The 18,062-nt window shown below is 70.3% G+C and carries 15 protein-coding genes; 6 read left to right on the top strand and 9 right to left on the bottom strand.

What is annotated here, in order from left to right:
- Window positions 1-324: 324 nt before the first annotated feature.
- Both OG700_RS12705 and OG700_RS12710 read left to right on the top strand, forming a co-directional pair.
- Window positions 325-2,265 (top strand): SpoIIE family protein phosphatase, encoded by a 1,941-nt coding sequence (locus OG700_RS12705; protein ID WP_405612916.1) that lies wholly within the window; start codon window positions 325-327, stop codon window positions 2,263-2,265.
- 206 nt (window positions 2,266-2,471) lie between these two features.
- On the top strand, window positions 2,472-3,935 hold the full coding sequence (locus OG700_RS12710; protein WP_405612918.1) for a catalase: 1,464 nt from the start codon (window positions 2,472-2,474) through the stop codon (window positions 3,933-3,935).
- A 45-nt stretch (window positions 3,936-3,980) separates the two neighbouring features.
- Here the strand turns inward: OG700_RS12710 and OG700_RS12715 are convergent, their stop codons facing one another.
- A complete protein-coding gene (locus tag OG700_RS12715; RefSeq protein ID WP_405612920.1) occupies window positions 3,981-6,251 on the bottom strand; it encodes a transglycosylase domain-containing protein in 2,271 nt (756 codons plus the stop codon).
- Between the two features lie 264 nt (window positions 6,252-6,515).
- On the opposite strand from OG700_RS12715, the gene OG700_RS12720 reads away from it, so the two are divergent.
- From OG700_RS12720 to OG700_RS12730, 3 genes are read left to right on the top strand one after another with little or no spacing between them, the layout of a single operon-like run.
- A complete protein-coding gene (locus OG700_RS12720) occupies window positions 6,516-7,451 on the top strand; it encodes an SPFH domain-containing protein (RefSeq protein ID WP_405612922.1) in 936 nt (311 codons plus the stop codon).
- Window positions 7,448-7,723 carry a hypothetical protein gene (locus tag OG700_RS12725; protein ID WP_405612924.1) on the top strand — a complete coding sequence of 92 codons (276 nt, stop codon included), beginning with the start codon at window positions 7,448-7,450 and terminating at the stop codon, window positions 7,721-7,723. The genes OG700_RS12720 and OG700_RS12725 overlap by 4 nt, the downstream gene beginning before the upstream one ends.
- 39 nt (window positions 7,724-7,762) lie before the next feature.
- Complete coding sequence (locus tag OG700_RS12730) at window positions 7,763-8,308, top strand: carboxymuconolactone decarboxylase family protein (protein ID WP_405612926.1); 546 nt, start codon at window positions 7,763-7,765, stop codon at window positions 8,306-8,308.
- A 33-nt stretch (window positions 8,309-8,341) separates the two neighbouring features.
- Here the strand turns inward: OG700_RS12730 and OG700_RS12735 are convergent, their stop codons facing one another.
- The 5 genes from OG700_RS12735 to OG700_RS12755 form a co-directional block, all read right to left on the bottom strand.
- Window positions 8,342-9,154: a hypothetical protein gene (locus OG700_RS12735; protein ID WP_405612928.1), complete on the bottom strand. Its 813-nt coding sequence runs from the start codon at window positions 9,152-9,154 to the stop codon at window positions 8,342-8,344.
- A complete protein-coding gene (locus tag OG700_RS12740; protein ID WP_405612930.1) occupies window positions 9,151-10,539 on the bottom strand; it encodes an AI-2E family transporter in 1,389 nt (462 codons plus the stop codon). The genes OG700_RS12735 and OG700_RS12740 overlap by 4 nt, the downstream gene beginning before the upstream one ends.
- A 138-nt stretch (window positions 10,540-10,677) precedes the next feature.
- Entirely contained in the window at window positions 10,678-11,376 is a 699-nt protein-coding gene (locus OG700_RS12745) for a transglycosylase SLT domain-containing protein (protein WP_405612932.1), read from the bottom strand.
- A gap of 393 nt (window positions 11,377-11,769) precedes the next feature.
- On the bottom strand, window positions 11,770-13,086 hold the full coding sequence (locus OG700_RS12750; RefSeq protein WP_405612934.1) for a PhoH family protein: 1,317 nt from the start codon (window positions 13,084-13,086) through the stop codon (window positions 11,770-11,772).
- Window positions 13,087-13,503: 417 nt separating this feature from the next.
- Window positions 13,504-14,268 (bottom strand): isoprenyl transferase, encoded by a 765-nt coding sequence (locus OG700_RS12755; protein ID WP_405612936.1) that lies wholly within the window; start codon window positions 14,266-14,268, stop codon window positions 13,504-13,506.
- 187 nt (window positions 14,269-14,455) lie between these two features.
- Here OG700_RS12755 and mgrA point away from each other — a divergent pair, with 187 nt between their 5' ends.
- The gene (gene mgrA / locus OG700_RS12760) at window positions 14,456-15,493 is read left to right on the top strand and encodes an L-glyceraldehyde 3-phosphate reductase (RefSeq protein WP_405612938.1); all 1,038 of its coding nucleotides are present in this window, start codon (window positions 14,456-14,458) and stop codon (window positions 15,491-15,493) included.
- Window positions 15,494-15,770: 277 nt separating this feature from the next.
- Here the strand turns inward: mgrA and OG700_RS12765 are convergent, their stop codons facing one another.
- The 3 genes from OG700_RS12765 to OG700_RS12775 all read right to left on the bottom strand — a co-directional run bounded on the left by OG700_RS12765 (window position 15,771) and on the right by OG700_RS12775 (window position 18,025).
- Complete coding sequence (locus OG700_RS12765; RefSeq protein WP_405612940.1) at window positions 15,771-16,187, bottom strand: winged helix-turn-helix transcriptional regulator; 417 nt, start codon at window positions 16,185-16,187, stop codon at window positions 15,771-15,773.
- 86 nt (window positions 16,188-16,273) lie between these two features.
- Window positions 16,274-17,074, bottom strand: coding sequence for a class I SAM-dependent methyltransferase (locus OG700_RS12770; RefSeq protein WP_405612942.1), 801 nt, complete (start codon window positions 17,072-17,074; stop codon window positions 16,274-16,276).
- Window positions 17,075-17,107: 33 nt separating this feature from the next.
- Window positions 17,108-18,025, bottom strand: coding sequence for a prepilin peptidase (locus OG700_RS12775; protein WP_405621649.1), 918 nt, complete (start codon window positions 18,023-18,025; stop codon window positions 17,108-17,110).
- Window positions 18,026-18,062: the final 37 nt, after the last annotated feature.

Below are 18,062 nucleotides of genomic sequence, written 5' to 3' on the forward strand. Positions count from 1 at the left end.
ACACGCGGGAACGACTCGCACGACGAACGAGCCCACAGGCCCGACAAGCCGCAGACAGCCGTAGGACAGCCGCACATCAGCCGCTGGACCTGACCGAGGGGGTGGAGCCGTGCAGGACGCCTGCCGCCCTGGCATCCGTGCTCGCGATCCCCGCGCGGGGAGTTTCCGGCGGAAGGTCCCGGTGTCCGGGCGGTCCGGGCACTCCGGGCGGTCCGGCCGCGAAGGCCCCTGCGGGCACAGACCCGGGACACCCTGCACAAGGGTGGCATCGCCAGTCGAATCGGTTGTCTCGCACCACCGGCCCGGACGGACGGAATCCCACGCGTGACGGAGCATCCCACCTCCCATGAAGGCCGGCAGCCCGTGGCTGCCCGGTCCCAGGAACGTACCCGGCCACGGCAGGAGGCGTCCGCCGCCGTACCGCAGCCGTCGGTGCCGTCGCCGCCCACGCCCGCGGCCGAGCGGGCCCCCGTGCCCTCGGCGGCGTCGCCGCAGGACCCGGTGGGCGCCGCGCGGCGCGAGGGCGACCGGCTGCGCTTCGTGGGGGCCGCGACCCGTCGTATCGCGCGGGGCATCGACCTGGACGAGATCGTGCTCGGTCTGTGCCGGGCGACCGTCCCGACGTTCTCCGACGCGATACTCGTCTACCTCCGCGACCCGCTGCCCGTCGGCGACGAGCGCCCGATCTCGCCCTTCGTACTGAGGCTGCGCCGTACGGACCGGCTGCGGCTCACCGAGGAGGGCGGCGAGAGCACGGGCGTGGCCGGTACCGCCGCCATGGGAATCCAGCTGCCGGAGTCCGAGGCCGGCCGGGTGCCGGTCCTGGACCCGCAGACGGATGTGATGCCCGCCGCGCAGCTGTGCGAGGTGGCGTCCGGCGGCGCGCTCTCCGAGGTGCTGCGCGGTGTCCGGCCGGTCTTCGGCGACTCCGCCGCCGCCCGCGTGGCGCTGCCGGAGCTGCTGGGCGACGAGATGGCCGTGCCCGGTGGCCGGCGCGCGATCCTGGCCCCGCTGCGCGGCAGGCGGCGCGTCATCGGCGCCGCCGTCTTCCTACGGAGGCCCGACCGCCCGGCCTTCGAGCCCAACGACCTGCTGGTGGCCGCGCAGCTCGCGACGCACACCGCGCTCGGCATCGACAAGGCGGTGCTGTACGGCCGCGAGGCGTACATCGCGGACGAGCTCCAGCGCACGATGCTCCCGGAGGGGCTGCCGCAGCCCACGGGCGTACGACTGGCCTCCCGCTATCTGCCCGCCGCCGAGACGGCCCGGGTGGGCGGCGACTGGTACGACGCGATCCCGCTGCCCGGCAGCCGCGTCGCCCTCGTCGTCGGTGACGTCATGGGCCACTCGATGACCTCCGCCGCGATCATGGGCCAACTCCGGACGACCGCGCAGACCCTCGCCGGTCTCGACCTGCCTCCGCAGGAGGTGCTGCACCACCTGGACGAGCAGGCGCAGCGGCTGGGCACCGACCGGATGGCCACCTGCCTGTACGCGGTGTACGACCCGGTCTCGCACCGCATCACCATCGCCAACGCCGGCCATCCGCCGCCCATACTGCTGCACCTGGGCGGCCGGGCCGAGGTGCTGCGGGTGCCGCCCGGTGCCCCGATCGGTGTCGGCGGGGTGGACTTCGAGGCCGTCGAACTGGACGCGCCGGCCGGTGCCACGCTGCTGCTCTACACGGACGGCCTCGTGGAGTCGCGGCTGCGTGACGTGTGGACGGGCATCGAGCAACTGCGGGAGCGGCTCGCCGCGACGGCGCAGCTCACCGGCCCGGACCACTCGCCTCCTTTGGAGGCGCTGTGCGACGACGTGCTGGACGTGCTGGGGCCCGGCGACCGCGACGACGACATCGCGCTGCTGGCCGCCCGCTTCGACGGGATCGCGCCGAGCGATGTCGCGTACTGGTTCCTGGAGCCGGAGGACGCCGCGCCGGGACGGGCCAGGCGCCTGGCCAGACGCGCGCTCTCGCGCTGGGGCCTGGAGGAGCTGAGCGATTCGGTCGAGCTGCTGATCAGCGAGGTGGTGACCAACGCGGTGCGGTACGCGGAGCGGCCCGTCACGCTGCGGCTGCTGCGCACCGACGTGCTGCGCTGCGAGGTCGGCGACGACTCGCCGCAGTTGCCGCGCCAGCGCCGGGCCCGTGACACGGACGAGGGTGGCCGGGGCCTGTTCCTGGTCAACCGGCTGGCGAGGCGCTGGGGCGCGACGCGGCTGTCCACCGGCAAGGTCGTCTGGTTCGAGATCTCGACGCGTCCGTAGGGCGTTGTGCGGGGCCTGTCCGGGCCGGTTCGGGCGTCGATTCCGACGCCTGGACCGGCCCGGTCCGGTCTCCACCGGCGGCTGACGTCAAATGTTGCCGACGATGTGTCGGCGGGTTTCACTGGGGCAGGCGGTCGGTACGACCGCTGTCGTCCCGTGGCGCCGTACTCCCGCCGCGGGAACCCTCTACCGACGGGAGGCCGCTCGTGACCGAGTCGACGCCCAAGGCCCCGTACACGACCAACAACGCCGGCATCCCGGTGGAGAGCGACGAGAACTCGCTCACCGTCGGTCCCGACGGCCCGATCCTGCTCCAGGACCACTACCTCATCGAGAAGATGGCGCAGTTCAACCGGGAGCGGGTCCCCGAGAGAGTGGTCCACGCCAAGGGCGCGGGCGCGTACGGCGTCTTCGAAGTGACCCACGACGTCAGCCAGTTCACCAAGGCCGACCTCTTCCAGCCGGGCAAGCGCACCGAGATGCTGGCCCGCTTCTCGACGGTCGCCGGTGAGCAGGGCTCTCCCGACACCTGGCGCGACCCCCGCGGCTTCGCCCTGAAGTTCTATACGGAGCACGGCAATTACGACCTGGTGGGCAACAACACGCCGGTCTTCTTCGTCCGCGACACGATCAAGTTCCAGGACTTCATCCGCTCGCAGAAGCGCCACCCGGCCACCGGGCTGCGCAGCAACGACATGCAGTGGGACTTCTGGACCCTGTCACCCGAGTCCGCGCACCAGGTGACCTGGCTGATGGGCGACCGGGGCATCCCGAAGTCCTTCCGCCACATGAACGGCTACGGCTCGCACACCTACATGTGGGTGAACGGCGGCGGCGAGCGCTTCTGGGTCAAGTACCACTTCAAGACCGACCAGGGCATCGGCTACCTCGCCCAGGCGGACGCCGACGCGATGGCGGGCTCTGACGGGGACCACCACCGCAGGGATCTGTACGAGTCGATCGAGTCGGGGAACGCGCCGACCTGGAGCCTGAAGGTCCAGGTCATGCCGTTCGAGGACGCGGCGGACTACCGCTTCAACCCGTTCGACCTGACGAAGGTGTGGCCGCACGGCGACTACCCGCTGATCGATGTCGGCCGGATGACGCTCAACAAGAACCCGGACGACTTCTTCATCCACATCGAGCAGGCCGCCTTCGAGCCGTCGAACATGGTGCCGGGCATCGGCCCCTCGCCGGACAAGATGCTGCTCGGCCGGCTCTTCTCGTACCCGGACACGCACCGGTACCGGATCGGCCCGAACTACGCGCAGCTGCCGCCCAACCGGCCGCACTCGCCGGTGAACTCGTACGCCAAGGACGGCCCGATGCGGTACCTCGCGTCGAACGCGGCGATGCCGTACGCCCCGAACTCGTACGGCGGCCCGGCCGCCGAGACGCGGCGCTACGGCGACCCGGCGGGCTGGGCGGCGGCGGGCGACATGGTCCGTGAGGCGTACACGAAGCGCCGCGAGGACGACGACTGGGGCCAGGCGGGCGCCCAGGTCCGCAAGGTGCTCGACGACGCGCAGCGCGACCGGCTGGTGTCGAACGTCTCCGGTCATCTGCTCCAGGGCGTGAGCCGGCCGGTCCTCGACCGGGCGTTCCAGTACTGGCGCAACATCGACAAGAACGTCGGCGACCGCATCGCGGCGAAGGTCAACGGCGGCTGAGCGAGCGCGCCGGACGGGCCGCGCTCGCGGCCCGTCCGGACAGGCTTACGGCGCGGGCGGACGCTGGCCGCCCCCGCCCCCGTCGGCGCCGCCCGCGGAGCCCCCGGTACCGCCGGTGTCGGCGCCTCCGTCGGTGCCACCGGTGTCTCCACCGCCCCCGGAGTCGGCGCCCGGCTCCGTCGGCGGGACGGGCGGCTCGGTGGTCGTCGGGGGGTCGGACGGCGGCGGGGTGGTCTCGGTGTCGCCCGGGTCCGGCTCGTCGGACGGCGGCGGGGTCGTCGGGTCGTCGTCCGCCGGCTCGTCGGAGGGCGTCGGGTCGGCCGGGGGCTCCGGCGGGCGGTAGGTGTCCTTGGCTACATCGAGGTCGAACGACGCGTCCGAGCCGCCGTCGAGCGCGCCCAGGGTGTAGTCGGCCCAGATCTTGGCGGGGAAGCCACCACCGTTGGCGCGGCCCGAGTTGGCCGTGCCGGTGAGGGTGACCTGGCCGCCGCCCTCGGCGGTCGATTCGCCGAACAGGGCGACGACGGTGGCGAGTTCGGGCGTGTAGCCGGCGAACCACGCCGACTTGTTGTCCTCCGACGTACCGGTCTTGCCCGCCGCCTCGTACGCGCCGGTGTCCGCCTCGTGCGCCGAGCCGTTCTTGACGACGCCGGTGAGCGCCGAGGTGACGGTGTCGGCGGATTCGCGGCTGACCGCCTGGCCGCCGATCCGCTCGGGCAGTTCGACGGTGCGGTCCTTGTGCTCGGCGGACTTCAGGATCGACGGCGTGACCTTCTCACCGTGGTTGTCGAGCGTCGCGTACACGCCCGCCATCTCCCAGGTGGACGCTTCCATCGTGCCCAGCGTGATCGCGGGCCGCTCGGGGAAGTTCTTGTCGCGCATGCCCAGATCGAGCGCGGTCTTCTTCACCTCGGCCGGGCCGACGTCGACGACCATCTGCGCGAAGACGGAGTTGACGGAGTCGTTGGCGGCTTCCTGGACGGTGATGTCGCCGTAGTCGACGTCGTCCTCGTTCTGCGGCGAGAAGGGGGTGTCGCTGCCGACGACCGGCCGCTTGCTGGTGCCGTCGTAGACCGTGCGGAGCCCGATCGGGTCGCCGTCCTGCGTCTTCGACTTGTTCTCCAGCGCCGAGGCGAGCACCACCGGCTTGAAGGTCGACGCGGGCTGGTAGTCGGTGCGTGTGGCGTTGTTGATCCAGTGTTTGGTGGCGCCGACCCCGCCGTAGAGCGCGACGACCGCGCCGGTCTTCGGGTCCACCGACGTGGCGCCCGCCTGCACGGTCGCGTCGACCTTGTTCTTCTCGCGGTCGAGCTTGGACTCCAACTCCTTGTCGACCGCGCCGACCAGTTCCTTCTGCCGCTTCTTGTCGACGCTCAGCGTGATGGTCCAGCCGCCGGCGTCGATGTCCGCCTTGGTGACGCCCTGCCGCTCCAGCTCGCTGTTGGCGGCCTCTACGAGGTAGCCGGCCTGCCCCTCCGCGCCGGGGGCGGGCTTGGGCTTCTGCGGTACGGGGAACTTCAGCCCGGCGCGCTCGGCACCGTCCAGCCAGTTCTCCTCGACCATGTTGTCGAGGACGTAGTTCCAGCGCTCGGTGACGAGCTTCTTGGTGGACTGCGAGGCCAGGGTCCAGTCGTACTGGTTGGGGGCCTGGAGCAGCGCCGCCAGATAGGCGCCCTGCGCGACGTCCAGCTTGGCCGCGTCGACGCCGTAGTACGCCTGTGCCGCCGCCTGGATGCCGTACGCGCCCCGCCCGTAGTAGCTGGTGTTCATGTATCCGGCGAGGATCTCGCTCTTGGTCATCTGCCGGTCCACCTTCAGCGAGATCACCAGCTCCTTGAGCTTGCGGGTGACCGTCTGGTCCTGGTCCAGGTAGTAGTTCTTCACATACTGCTGGGTGATGGTCGAACCACCCTGTTTGCCCTTGCCCGAGAGGGTGTTGACCAGGCCGCGGGTCGTGCCCTTGATGTCGACGCCGGAGTCTTTGTAGAAGGACTTGTTCTCGGCGGCGACGAAGGACCGCTGGACGTCCTTGGGGACCTTCTCCAGGCCGACTATCTCGCGGTTGATCTCGCCGGTCCGCGCCAGGACCGTGCCGTCGCTGTACTTGTAGACGTTGCTCTGCATCTCGGCCTGGGCGTTGGCCGTCGGCACCGGGACCAGGAAATAGATCACGGCGAACGCGCCCATGCCGAGCAGGCACAGCCCGAGGAACGTACCGAGCAGTTTCTTCAACGTGAAGAAGCCACGTATACCGCCGGCCTTCTTCGCCCGGCGCGCTCCACGCTGCCGGGCCTGTCGCGCGTCCGCTCGGCCCATCGCTCAGTCGCTCCGCTCTCGGGTCTCGCCCCGCCGGGCCTCGTCCGCCGGGTCACTTGTCCCAGTTGCCGGAATCAGCTCAGAAAGCTAACACCGTCCCCTGTGACAAAGAGTCCCGATCCGGTCGTATCCGACGTGACAATCAGCACCTGTCTCAGAGGAACCGACTCACGACAGGCGCCAAGGGTTGCGAAGCACGTTAATGTGTAATCACAATGCTAGCGGCGCCGAGTGGCGCGAAAACCGCGGAAACGGGGACCAGTCATGCCTACGACCAGCACTCCAGTGGTGGACGATCTACCCGAGATGCCCGCGCCACGGGTCCGGGAATTCCAGGCGAGCAGTATCGGCGGCGGCCTCGCGCTGCTGCTCGGGCTGATCGGTACGGCCGGCGGTATCGCCCTCATCCTGGTCGGCGCGACGCTGACGGCGACCGGCGGGAAGGTGGCGCTGATCGTGCTGGGCGTCGTCCTCGCGATCGCCGCGTTCTTCGCGATGTCCGGACTGAACATGGTGGCGCCCGGCGAGGCCCGCGTCGTCCAGCTCTTCGGCCGCTACCGCGGCACGATCCGCGTCGACGGTCTGCGCTGGGTGAACCCGCTCACCTCACGCGCCAAGATCTCGACCCGCGTACGGAACCACGAGACCGCCGTCCTGAAGGTCAACGACGCCTACGGCAACCCGATCGAGCTGGCGGCGGTCGTCGTCTGGCGCGTCGAGGACACCGCGCAGGCGCTCTTCGAGGTGGACGACTTCCTGGAGTTCGTCTCCACCCAGACCGAGGCGGCCGTCCGGCACATCGCGATCGAGTACCCGTACGACGCCCACGACGAGGACGGTCTCTCCCTGCGCGGCAACGCCGAGGAGATCACCGAGAAGCTCGCCGTCGAACTGCACGCCCGGGTCGAGGCGGCCGGTGTGCACATCATCGAGTCCCGCTTCACCCACCTCGCGTACGCCCCCGAGATCGCCTCGGCGATGCTCCAGCGCCAGCAGGCGGGCGCGGTCGTCGCCGCGCGCCGGCTGATCGTGGACGGCGCCGTCGGGATGGTCGAGGCGGCCCTCACCCGGCTCCAGGAGCAGGACATCGTCGAGCTGGACTCCGAGCGGAAGGCGGCGATGGTCAGCAACCTGCTGGTCGTGCTCTGCGGTGACCGGGCCGCACAGCCGGTCGTGAACACGGGCACGCTCTACCAGTGACCGAACGCAAGCAGGTTCTCCTGCGCCTGGACCCGGCGGTGTACGACGCCCTGGCACGGTGGGCGTCCGACGAACTGCGCAGCGCCAACGCGCAGATCGAGTTCCTGCTCCGCCGGGCCCTGGCGGAGGGGGGCCGGCTCCCGGGCGACGCGCGGCCCATCCCGCGCCGGGGCAGGCCGCCGAAGGCCACGAAACCTCCGCGACAGCCCGGGGACGGACGCGATCCGGACACCCCCGGCACCCCCGGCACCCCCGCCGACCGCGCACCGTAGCCGTACCCGCAGCCTCTGTCCTCGTCCCAGGAGAACCCGATGTCACTCGACGCGCTGAAGGCCTCCGTTCCCGACTACGCCCGGGACCTGCGGCGCAATCTCGACGCGATCCTCGACCACGGCGGACTCACCCAACAGCGCCTGTGGGGAACGGTGCTGGCCTGTGCCATCGCCGCCCGCTCGGCGCGGGTGCTGCGCGAACTGGCGCCCGAGGCCAGGTCCCGGCTGTCCGCCGAGGCGTACACGGCCGCCAGGTCGGCCGCCGCGCTCATGGCGGTCAACAACGTGTTCCACCGGACCCGGCATCTGCTGTCCGACCCCGCGTACGGTGAGCTGCGCACGGGTCTGCGGATGACCGCCCTCGGTCATCCGGGCGTCGAGAGGGCCGACGTCGAGTTCTGGTCGTTCGCGGTCTCCGCGGTCAACGCCTGCGGCCTGTGCCTGGACGCGCACGAACGGGCGCTGCGGAGGCTGGAGGTGGACCGCGAGACGATCCAGGAGGGCATCAAGATCGCGGCCGTGATCCAGGCCGTGGGGACGACGCTCGACGCCGAGACCGTCCTGGACGCGCTGGGCGACGGGTGACGCGACGGGTGACGACGGACCGACTGCCGCGGGTCAGTTCTTCTTGAGCGCGTCCATCAGCGCCAGCATGTCCTCGACCATGGCCGGTTCCAGCCCACCCAGGTGCACGACGGCCTCGTCGTCGATCTCGAAGTCCGAGTCCAGCGGGTCGACGTCGTTGTAGTCGGTCATGTGGCCTACGGAGAGCGAGAGCACGGCCTGCCCGTCGAGGACTTCCAGCGTCGGGGTGTCGCCTTCGGCCTGGCTCACCAGATAGGCCCGCTCCCCCACGCCGGGGACGAGCTTCAGGGTCCGCTTCCCCGCCCCCTGGCCGGTCGGGGCGATCAGGGACGCGTCGAACTGCGGCCCCGGATCGGTCTTCTTGTGCAGCGTGTACGTGATGTCGGCGTACGCCCGCACCGTCGGCGCCGGGTGGCCCTCGGTCCCCTCCGGCCGCTTCGACCGCTTCGGTACGAGGTTGACCGTGCAGACGGCCTGGTCGAGCGCCGTGTCCTCGCTCACCGCGGCGAAGGGGTCCTGTTTCCTGCCCACGCCGGCGGACAGCGCCGACAACTCGGCGTCGAGACACAGGTTGCGGCTGACCTCGTAGCCCTGGAGGTCCGGTCCCGCCCTGTCGTACGCCCACAGGCCGCCCGACCACAACGCCGACGTCACCAGCACACCGGCCAGGCCCCACACCCACGGGCGTTGGCGCGGCGGCGGCCCCGGGATCAGGGGCGGGCCGTCGGCGTCCAGCGTCTCAGGGCCGTGGTCCGGGGCTCGCGGCGCGGGGACCGACGCCGGTGTCGGCGGCGGCCCCGGCACCGGCGTCGAGGGCTCGCCCTCAAGCTCCGGTTCGGAGATCATTCCTGGCCGTTCCGGGGCTCGGTGGGCGCCGCGTCGGAGCCCGGCGCGGCCGGACCGGCGGCCGGGTCCGCCGGAGTCGTGGGCGGCGCGGTCGGGGCGGGCGTCGGCGCGATGTCGTGCGCCGTGGCACCGTGCGGCCCTGGAGTGCTCCGCAGCGCCTTCTCCTGGCTGTGCGCGCGCAGGTAGCCGACGACGGTGTTCGTGACGGCGACCAGCGGCACCGCGACGACCGCTCCGCCGATGCCCGCGACGAGTCCGCCCGTCGCGACGGCGAGCACGACGGCGAGCGGATGCACACGCACCGCCCGGCCGAGGATGAACGGCTGGAGGATGTGGCCCTCGATCTGCTGCACGGCCAGGACGACGACCAGCACCATCAGCGCCGTGAACACGTCCTGGGTGACCAGCGAGACGACCACGGCGAGCGCGCCCGAGATCACCGCGCCGACGAGCGGGATGAACGCGCCGAGGAAGATGAAGACGGCCAGCGGCACGGCCAGCGGGACATCGAGGATGTAGAGCCCGAGACCGATGAAGACGGCGTCGATGAGCGCGACTATCAGCGTGCCGCGCACATACGCGGTGAGCGTGCGCCAGGCGCGCGGCCCGGCGCCGGCCAGGCCCGGACGCGCCGCCGCGGGCGCCAGCTTGAGCGACCACTCCCAGATCCGGCGGCCGTCGTAGAGGAGGAAGAGGGTGGCGAACACGGCGAGCAGGATCCCGGTCAGCAGCTCGACCACGACGGTCACGCCCTGGATGCCGGCGGAGGTGATCTCCTCGGTGTTGGTGCCGATCGCGTCGCTCAGGCTCTTCGCGAGATCGTTGATCTGCTGCTCGGTCACATGGAACGGGCTGTTGAGCAGCCAGCGTTTGAGTTCCTCGATACCGTCGGTGACCCGGTCGGAGAGCACGTCGATGTTGTCCACGACCTGCCACACCACGAACCAGCCGACGAGGCCCATGACGACGAAGCCCGAGATGGCCGTCACCGCCGTGGCCAGCCCGCGCGGCAGGCCCCACTTCTTGAGCCTGGCCACCGTGGGCTGGAGGAGCGCGGTGACGAGCAGCGCGCCGACGAAGGCCATCACCACGAGCTGTACGGCGCTGATGATCTTCATCAACACCCAGAGCATGCCCGCCAGTACGAGCAGCCGCCAGGCGGCCTCGGCGGCGACCCGCATGCCCCACGGGATGGCGGCCACCGGCTCCGGGTTGGCCGCCACGCTGGGCGCGTAGTCCGGCGGGGGCGGGACGCTCTCGCGTACCGGACCCTGTCCGGGCTCCCCGTCGTCCCCCGCGGCTTCGGCCCTGCGTTCCCCCAACCGCTCGCCCAGCTCGGTCAGTTCGGCTCCGACCCGGCCGAGCCACCCCGGCAGTTTCGACATGCTGAATCCTTCTTCCCCGGAGTCGTACTGCCTGACCGTACACGCGCAAAGCCCCTCACCGTAGGACGGGGAGGGGCTTCACAAGGTTGAGCGCCGGTGGCCGGAAAACCGGCCGCCGGGGGGAAGAACGGGGTACGTCTAGTACCAGTTGTTGGCCTGCCAGAACGACCAGGCGCCGCACGGGCTGCCGTAGCGGTCGTTCATGTAGTTCAGGCCCCACTTGATCTGCGTGGCCGGGTTGGTCTGCCAGTCGGCGCCGGCGGATGCCATCTTGGTGCCGGGCAGCGCCTGGACGAGACCGTAGGCGCCCGACGACGGGTTCTGCGCCTTGTAGTTCCAGGTGGACTCGTGGTCCACGATGTTGCTGAAGCACTGGAACTGGTCGCCGGGGATCATCTGGCGGGCCATCGCCTGGACTTCGCCGACGGAGTACGAGCTCTGCACCGAGAAGTCGGCGGAGTCACGCGTCGCCGAGCGGCTGGCGCGTTCCTTCTCCTTCTTCGCCTCGGCCGCCTGCGCGACCTTCTCCTCGGCGGCTTCCTTCTTCGCCTCGGCGTCCTTGGCCGCCTGGATACGAGCCGATTCCTCGGCTGACTTCTTCGCTGCCACGTCGGCGGCATTGGCCTGCGCGTCGGCCTGCTGCGTCAATGACGCGGTCTGGACCTGGGCGTGCTGACCCGCGGGGATGTCTGCGAGGAGCGTCGTGTCAGCTGCGGTCGCCTCGAAATTGTCGTCCGAGGTCTGGGGAGCGCCCGAAGCGACTCCCACGACTGCGCCGACGGTGGTGACCGCTGTAGCTGATGCCACGGCGAATCCCCGGACCGAGATCCGGCTCACACGGTTTCCTTCCAGCAGCGTCCGTGTACGTGACCTCACGGATGCAATCGTGCCCCTGGCACTGGTCTCCGTACCGCACGTCACGGGAGACACGGGCCCGGTCGGCAACTCCCATGGCGGAAGCACCGGATGAAACGCGGGCGGCATACGACGTCAAGTGTTGAGTTGTGGTGGTTCCGCATCCCTGAAGATGCACGTGTGTCGTATGCGGGGCCTGACGGAAGCAAGACTCTGCCCGACGCCGACACGGCAAGGCAATTCTTCGTTGAGTGGGATAGCTCACACCCCGTTTGCCACACCAGTTTCACGGAAATGGCGGCGCGACACAGCGCCGCCCGGCTAGGCTCTTGCGGCCTTGCCGGGCGGCGCCAACTGCCGCATTCAGGCGGAGAACTAACCTTCCTCCAGCATTTCGGTCACGAGCGCGGCGATCGGCGAACGCTCGGAACGGTTGAGGGTCACATGCGCGAAGAGCGGATGACCCTTGAGCTTCTCGACCACGGCGACCACTCCGTCGTACCTGCCCACCCGCAAGTTGTCGCGCTGCGCCACGTCATGGGTCAGCACCACACGGGAGTTGGCCCCGATACGGGAGAGAACGGTCAGCAGTACGTTCCGCTCCAGCGACTGGGCCTCGTCGACGATGACGAACGCGTCGTGCAGCGACCGGCCGCGAATGTGCGTCAGGGGCAGCACTTCGAGCATGCCGCGCCCCAGCACCTCCTCGATCACCTCACGGCCGGCGACGGCCGACAGCGTGTCGAACACCGCCTGCGCCCAGGGGCTCATCTTCTCGGCCTCGGTGCCCGGCAGATAGCCCAGCTCCTGCCCGCCGACCGCGTACAGCGGCCGGAAGACCATCACCTTCTTGTGCTGACGGCGCTCCAGGACCGCCTCCAGGCCCGCGCAGAGGGCCAGGGCCGACTTGCCGGTGCCCGCACGGCCGCCCATCGAGATGATCCCGATGTCCGGATCGAGGAGCAGGTCGAGCGCGATGCGCTGCTCGGCGCTGCGGCCGTGGATCCCGAAGGCCTCCCGGTCGCCGCGGACGAGCTTCACATTGCCCTCGGGGGTGACGCGGCCGAGCGCCTTGCCGCGGTCGGACTGGAGGACCAGTCCGGTGTGCACGGGCAGCTCGGTCAGCTCGGGCACGTACAGCGTCTCCTCGGAGAAGAGGAGGTCGACCTGCTCGGCCGAGAGCGCCATCTCGCTCATACCGGTCCAGCCGGAATCGGTGATGGCCAGCTCGGCGCGGTACTCCTCGGCGAGAAGTCCGACCGACGATGCCTTGATGCGCAGCGGCAGATCCTTGGAGACGACGGTGACGTCGTACCCCTCGGCCTGGAGGTTGCGCGCCACCGCGAGAATCCGCGAGTCGTTGTCCCCCAATCTGAAGCCGGCTGGAAGGACGCCGGGATCGGAGTGGTTGAGCTCGACGCGCAGCGTGCCGCCCAGGTCGCCGAGCGGGATGGGGGCGTCGAGGCGGCCGAACCGGATACGGAAGTCGTCGAGCAGGCGCAGGGCCTGCCGGGCGAAGTATCCGAGCTCCGGATGGTGCCTCTTGGCCTCCAACTCCGTGATCACCACGATCGGCAGCACGACTTCGTGCTCGTCGAAGCGGGACATGGCGTTCGGATCGGCCAGCAGGACGCTGGTGTCGAGAACATAGGTGCGCCTGTCGGGCATGCGGCGCTTTGTGCTGGTCACCACGGAAGGACGTACCCCCTCGGACGAGGTCGGGATGCGACGGCGTCACGGGCTGTGGTCGCCCGCCTGACGGCGGACGGCGGACCGGACTCGGGCCCAAGTGCGCGGGCCGAGGACCGGCCCTCCACGGCTCCCGTACGTGTCACCGTACGATCGTCCTGGTGCAAAGGGCCTCCCGGGCGGACGGCTGGGCCGACCGCTGAGATTCGACGCCCGCCGTCATTTCTGACGGTTCTGCTCGGACGTCGACCTGGGAGAGGTATTCCCTCGAACGCCCGCCGCCATGCCACGACGCGGGGCGGACAGCGCGTGAACCTCGGACGACGGGACGGCCGACCGGCGGCGCACGCCGCTCGGCGGGGCGTACGGGGGGCGTGCGGGGATTCCGGGGAGGGGTATCCGAAGGCTTACGGGGCGGGCTCAGGCGCCGTAGCGGCGGTGTCGCGCCGCGTAGTCACGCAGAGCACGCAGAAAGTCGACCTTGCGGAAGGCCGGCCAGAAGACTTCGCAGAAGTAGTACTCCGAATGGGCACTCTGCCAGAGCATGAAGCCCGAGAGACGCGTCTCGCCGCTCGTCCTGATCACCAGGTCGGGATCGGGCTGGCCGCGGGTGTAGAGGTGCGAGGCGATCAGATCCGTGTCGACTATCTCCGCCAGCTCCTCGAAGGAGGTGCCCTTGCGCGCGTGGTCCAGCAGGAGGGAGCGGACGGCGTCGGCGATCTCCTGCCGGCCGCCGTAGCCGACGGCGACGTTGACCAGTATTCCGGTGTTGCCGTCCGTGGCCTGCTCGGCCTCCTTCAGGACGGTCTGCATACGGGCGGGCAGCAGGTCCATCGTGCCGACGTGGTGGACCCGCCAGCGGCCGTCGGCCGCGAGATCGCGCACGGCGTTCTCGATGATGCCGAGGAGCGGGATCAGCTCGTCGTCGGCGCGCTCGAAGTTGTCCGTGGACAGCAGCCACAGGGTGACCACCTCGACGTCCGTCTCGTCGCACCAGCCCAGCAGCTCCTGGATCTTGCTGGCGCCGGCCTTGTGCCCCTGTTCCGTCGTACCGCCGGAGGCCTTGGCCCAGCGGCGGTTCCCGTCGAGAACGACACCGATGTGCTTGGGCAGCACCTGGGTGTGATCGAGGCGCCTTTCCACCCGGCGTGCGTAGAGCCTGTACACCAGGTCGCGCAAGTTCACTGAGTCCACCTCTTCGATTTCTGATGGGGACCGCCCGCCAGGCGGCCCGCGAGGCCGCCCGTCCACCGCGGGGAGGGCCGTCCGCGCAAAAGGGGACCGCCCCTGGCACCCGAAGCCGTCACATTACTGCGCGGGCGGTACGACGGCCCAACCCGGGCTGTCACAAGTCCGTGATAGGGAAGGACGCGTGACTGAATTCCCCTCTTACCTCGCAGCCGACGACCGGTACGACTCCATGGAGTACCGGCGCAGCGGGCGCAGCGGTCTGAAGCTGCCCGCGCTGTCCCTCGGCCTCTGGCACAACTTCGGTGACGACCGGACCCTCGACTCGCAGCGCGCGATCCTGCGCCGCGCCTTCGACCTCGGCGTCACACACTTCGACCTGGCGAACAACTACGGACCGCCGCCGGGGTCGGCCGAGCTGAACTTCGGCAAGATCTTCGCGCAGGACTTCTCGGCCTACCGCGACGAGTTGGTCATTTCGACCAAGGCCGGATATCTGATGCACCCGGGCCCGTACGGGGAATGGGGTTCCCGCAAGTATCTGACGTCGTCGCTGGACGCCTCCCTGAAGCGGATGGGCGTCGACCACGTCGACATCTTCTACTCGCACCGCTTCGACCCGCACACGCCTCTTGAGGAGACGATGGGCGCGCTGGCGTCCGCGGTGCGGCAGGGGAAGGCGCTGTACGTGGGTGTGTCGTCGTACAAGGCGGAGCAGACCGCCGAGGCGGCCCGGCTGTTGAAGGAGATGGGCGTTCCCGCGCTCATCCACCAGCCCTCGTACTCGATGATCAACCGCTGGATCGAGGACGACGGTCTGCTCGACACGCTGGAGGCGGCCGGGATGGGCTGCATCTCCTTCGTGCCGCTGGCGCAGGGCCTGTTGACGAACAAGTACCTCAAGGGGATTCCCGAGGGTTCGCGGGCCACCCAGGGCAAGTCCCTGGACCCGGACCTGCTCTCGGACGAGGTCGTGCGCAGGCTGAACGGGCTCGACGCGATCGCGCGGCGGCGCGGGCAGTCGCTGGCGCAGCTGGCGATCAACTGGGTGCTGCGCGACGAGCGGATGACGTCGGCTCTGATCGGCGCGTCCAGCGTGAAGCAGCTGGAGGAGAACGTCGCTGCGCTGTCCGGGGCCACGCTCTCGGCCGACGAGCTGACGGAGATCGACGCCTTCGCCGTGGACACCGACGGCACCAACATCTGGGCCGGGCGGGGCTGACGGCGGCGCGGTCAAGAAAAAACGGGCCGGTCCGTGGGGGGGATACGGACCGGCCCGAGGGGGGGTTTCCACCATAACCCTTCGTAAGTGATGCTGCGCGCCACGGGCAGCCGTCGCTACGCTCCGGAGTTGCCGGATTGGTGCGGAGAACACCTGAAAGGCCCAGGACAGCGGGGCTGTGGGCGCTGTTCGGGGTCAGGGAATGGCGAGAAGTCGCCACCCGTTGGGAGTACTCCGGAGAGGGATGACGGGAGTGGCGCCGGCTTGACGCCGGGGTTCAGACGGCGACGCTCTTCGCCGCCGCTTCCCCCTGGTGCTCCTTCTTCTGATTGTTCTGCTTCTTCTGATTGTTCTGCTTGTTCGCGACGATGACGTCCATGTGGTCGTGGCCCCAACGGCCGAGCGGAGCGAGCGCCGTGTTCAGCTCCTGCCCCAGCTCGGTGAGGGAGTACTCGACGCGCGGCGGCACCTCCCGGTAGACCTCGCGCCGCACGATGCCGTCGGCCTCCAGCTCGCGCACCTGCTGGATGAGCACCTTCTCGCTGACACCGTCGACGTGCCGGCGCAGTTCGCCGAAGCGCAGCACGCCGGCGGCGTCCAACGCCCACAGGATCATCGGCTTCCACTTGCCGCCGACGACGTCGACCGCCGCGTCGAGACCGCAGAGGTAGGGATTCCCGGGCCGTCGCTCCACTGCCAACTCCTCGCCAGACACCAGTTACTTCCCCGGAGGGTAGTACTCCCCCGCAGGGGAGTGCACGAGCGCGCGGGCGGGCCCGGTCAGCCGGGCTTGACCGCCTCGATCAGGAAGCGTGTCGTGGTGGCCACGAAGGGGCCTTCGGTCTCGATACGGCGGTGCAGGGCGGCGAGTTGGTCGCGGTACCGGTCGACCGTGAAGCCGGGCACCATCCAGATGACCTTCCGCAGGAAGTAGACGACGGCGCCGATGTCGTGGAACTCGGTGCGCAGCGCGGCCGTTCGCAGATCCACCACGTCGAGCCCCACCGCCTCGGCCGCCACCCTGGCCAGTTCGGGGTCGCGAGCGGTGTAGCTGTCGGACGGCAGGGGTCCCAGGAAGTACTCGACCAGTTCGAAGACGCTGGCCGGGCCGACCTCCTGGGAGAAGTAGGTGCCGCCGGGCCGCAGGACGCGGGCGATCTCCGTCCACCACACCTTCACCGGGTGGCGGCTGACGACCAGGTCGAACGCCGCGTCCGCGAAGGGCAGCGGCGGTTCGTTGCCGTCGCCCACGACGGCCGCGCCGAGCGGGTGCAGGAGCGCGGTTGCGCGGGCGACGTTCGGCGGCCATGACTCGGTGGCCACGGTCAGCGGCGGCAACTTCGGGGCGGAGGCGAGCACTTCACCGCCGCCGGTCTGGATGTCGAGGGCGGCGGTGGCGCGGCCCAGCCGCTCGCCCATGGCACGGGCGTAGCCCCACGGAGGCCGCTCCTCGGTCGCCCGTCCGTCGAGCCAGGAGAAGTCCCAGCCGTCGACGGGGACGGCGTCGGCCTCGGCGATCAGGTCGTCAAAAGTGCGCATCAGGGGATGGTCGCAGGAGCCCCGTACCGGCCGCGAACGCATTTCACGCGCGGTGTCCGGCGGTGGCCGGCCGGGTCAGACGGCGAGGGCGCCGAGCAGTACGCCGAGCAGCGCCCCGGCGATCATGAAGGGGCCGAAGGGGATCGCGGACTTACGGTTCGCGCGGCGCAGGGCCATCAGTCCGAGCCCGTACAGCGACCCGAGCAGGAACCCGGCGAACGCGCCGACGAACAGCACCAGCCAGCCGTACCAGCCAAGCACGACACCGAGCGAGAGCGCGAGCTTGACGTCGCCGAAGCCCATGCCGTTCGGGTTGATCAGGAACAGGACGAAGTAGCAGGCGCCCAGCACGAGTCCGCCCAGCAGCGCGGTCGGCCAGGAGCCGCCGTCGTGCGGGAGCGGCGCGGCGATCCCGAGCAGCACGGCGGACGCCGCCGCGAGCGGCAGGGTCAGCTGGTCGGGGAGGCGGTGCACGTTGCGGTCCACGAGCGCGAGCAGTACGGCGAAGGGCGCGAGCAGCAGCCATACGGCGAGTTCGGGGCGGGGCCCGGTGGCGGCGGCGAGCGCGCCGCAGACGAGGGCGGTGACGAGGATGACGGGGACGGAGGGGACGTAGCGCGCGCCGCGCAGGACGGGCCGGGGTGCGGCGGACGGGTCGGGGGTGCCGGCGTCGGAGCCGATGTCGGCGGTGCGGGCGGCTCCGCCGTCGACGGGGGTGACGGGGGTGCCGGCGTCACTCGTGGTGGCGGCCTCGCCGGCCTCCGTACGTACGGCCGCACCCTCGGCCGGCACCACGATGCCCGCCGCCGCGCAGGTCGCACAGCCCGCCGTGCCGAGCCACCCCCGCGCGGGCCCGATGATCGGGTGTCCGGCCCCGCAGGTGTCGCGGTACGCGTCCTCCGGCTCGACGGAGAGCCGGTACGCGGCACGCGGCAGGAGCAACCCGGTGGCTGAGCCCCAGAGGACGGCGACAACGATCAGCGTGGCGTACACAGGGTCGACCTTAGAGTGGACCACGGCGCGGGCCATA

The organism is Streptomyces sp. NBC_01508, from assembly GCF_045040315.1.
Classification (GTDB): domain Bacteria; phylum Actinomycetota; class Actinomycetes; order Streptomycetales; family Streptomycetaceae; genus Streptomyces.

What these genes read in the sequence shown, in the direction of transcription:
- OG700_RS12715 (WP_405612920.1), bottom strand. Translation starts at nt 6,251, where the DNA reads ATGGGCCGAGCGGACGCGCGACAGGCCCGGCAGCGTGGAGCGCGCCGG.
- OG700_RS12720 (WP_405612922.1), top strand. Translation starts at nt 6,516, where the DNA reads ATGCCTACGACCAGCACTCCAGTGGTGGACGATCTACCCGAGATGCCC.
- OG700_RS12730 (WP_405612926.1), top strand. Translation starts at nt 7,763, where the DNA reads ATGTCACTCGACGCGCTGAAGGCCTCCGTTCCCGACTACGCCCGGGAC.
- OG700_RS12735 (WP_405612928.1), bottom strand. Translation starts at nt 9,154, where the DNA reads ATGATCTCCGAACCGGAGCTTGAGGGCGAGCCCTCGACGCCGGTGCCG.
- OG700_RS12740 (WP_405612930.1), bottom strand. Translation starts at nt 10,539, where the DNA reads ATGTCGAAACTGCCGGGGTGGCTCGGCCGGGTCGGAGCCGAACTGACC.
- OG700_RS12770 (WP_405612942.1), bottom strand. Translation starts at nt 17,074, where the DNA reads ATGCGTTCGCGGCCGGTACGGGGCTCCTGCGACCATCCCCTGATGCGC.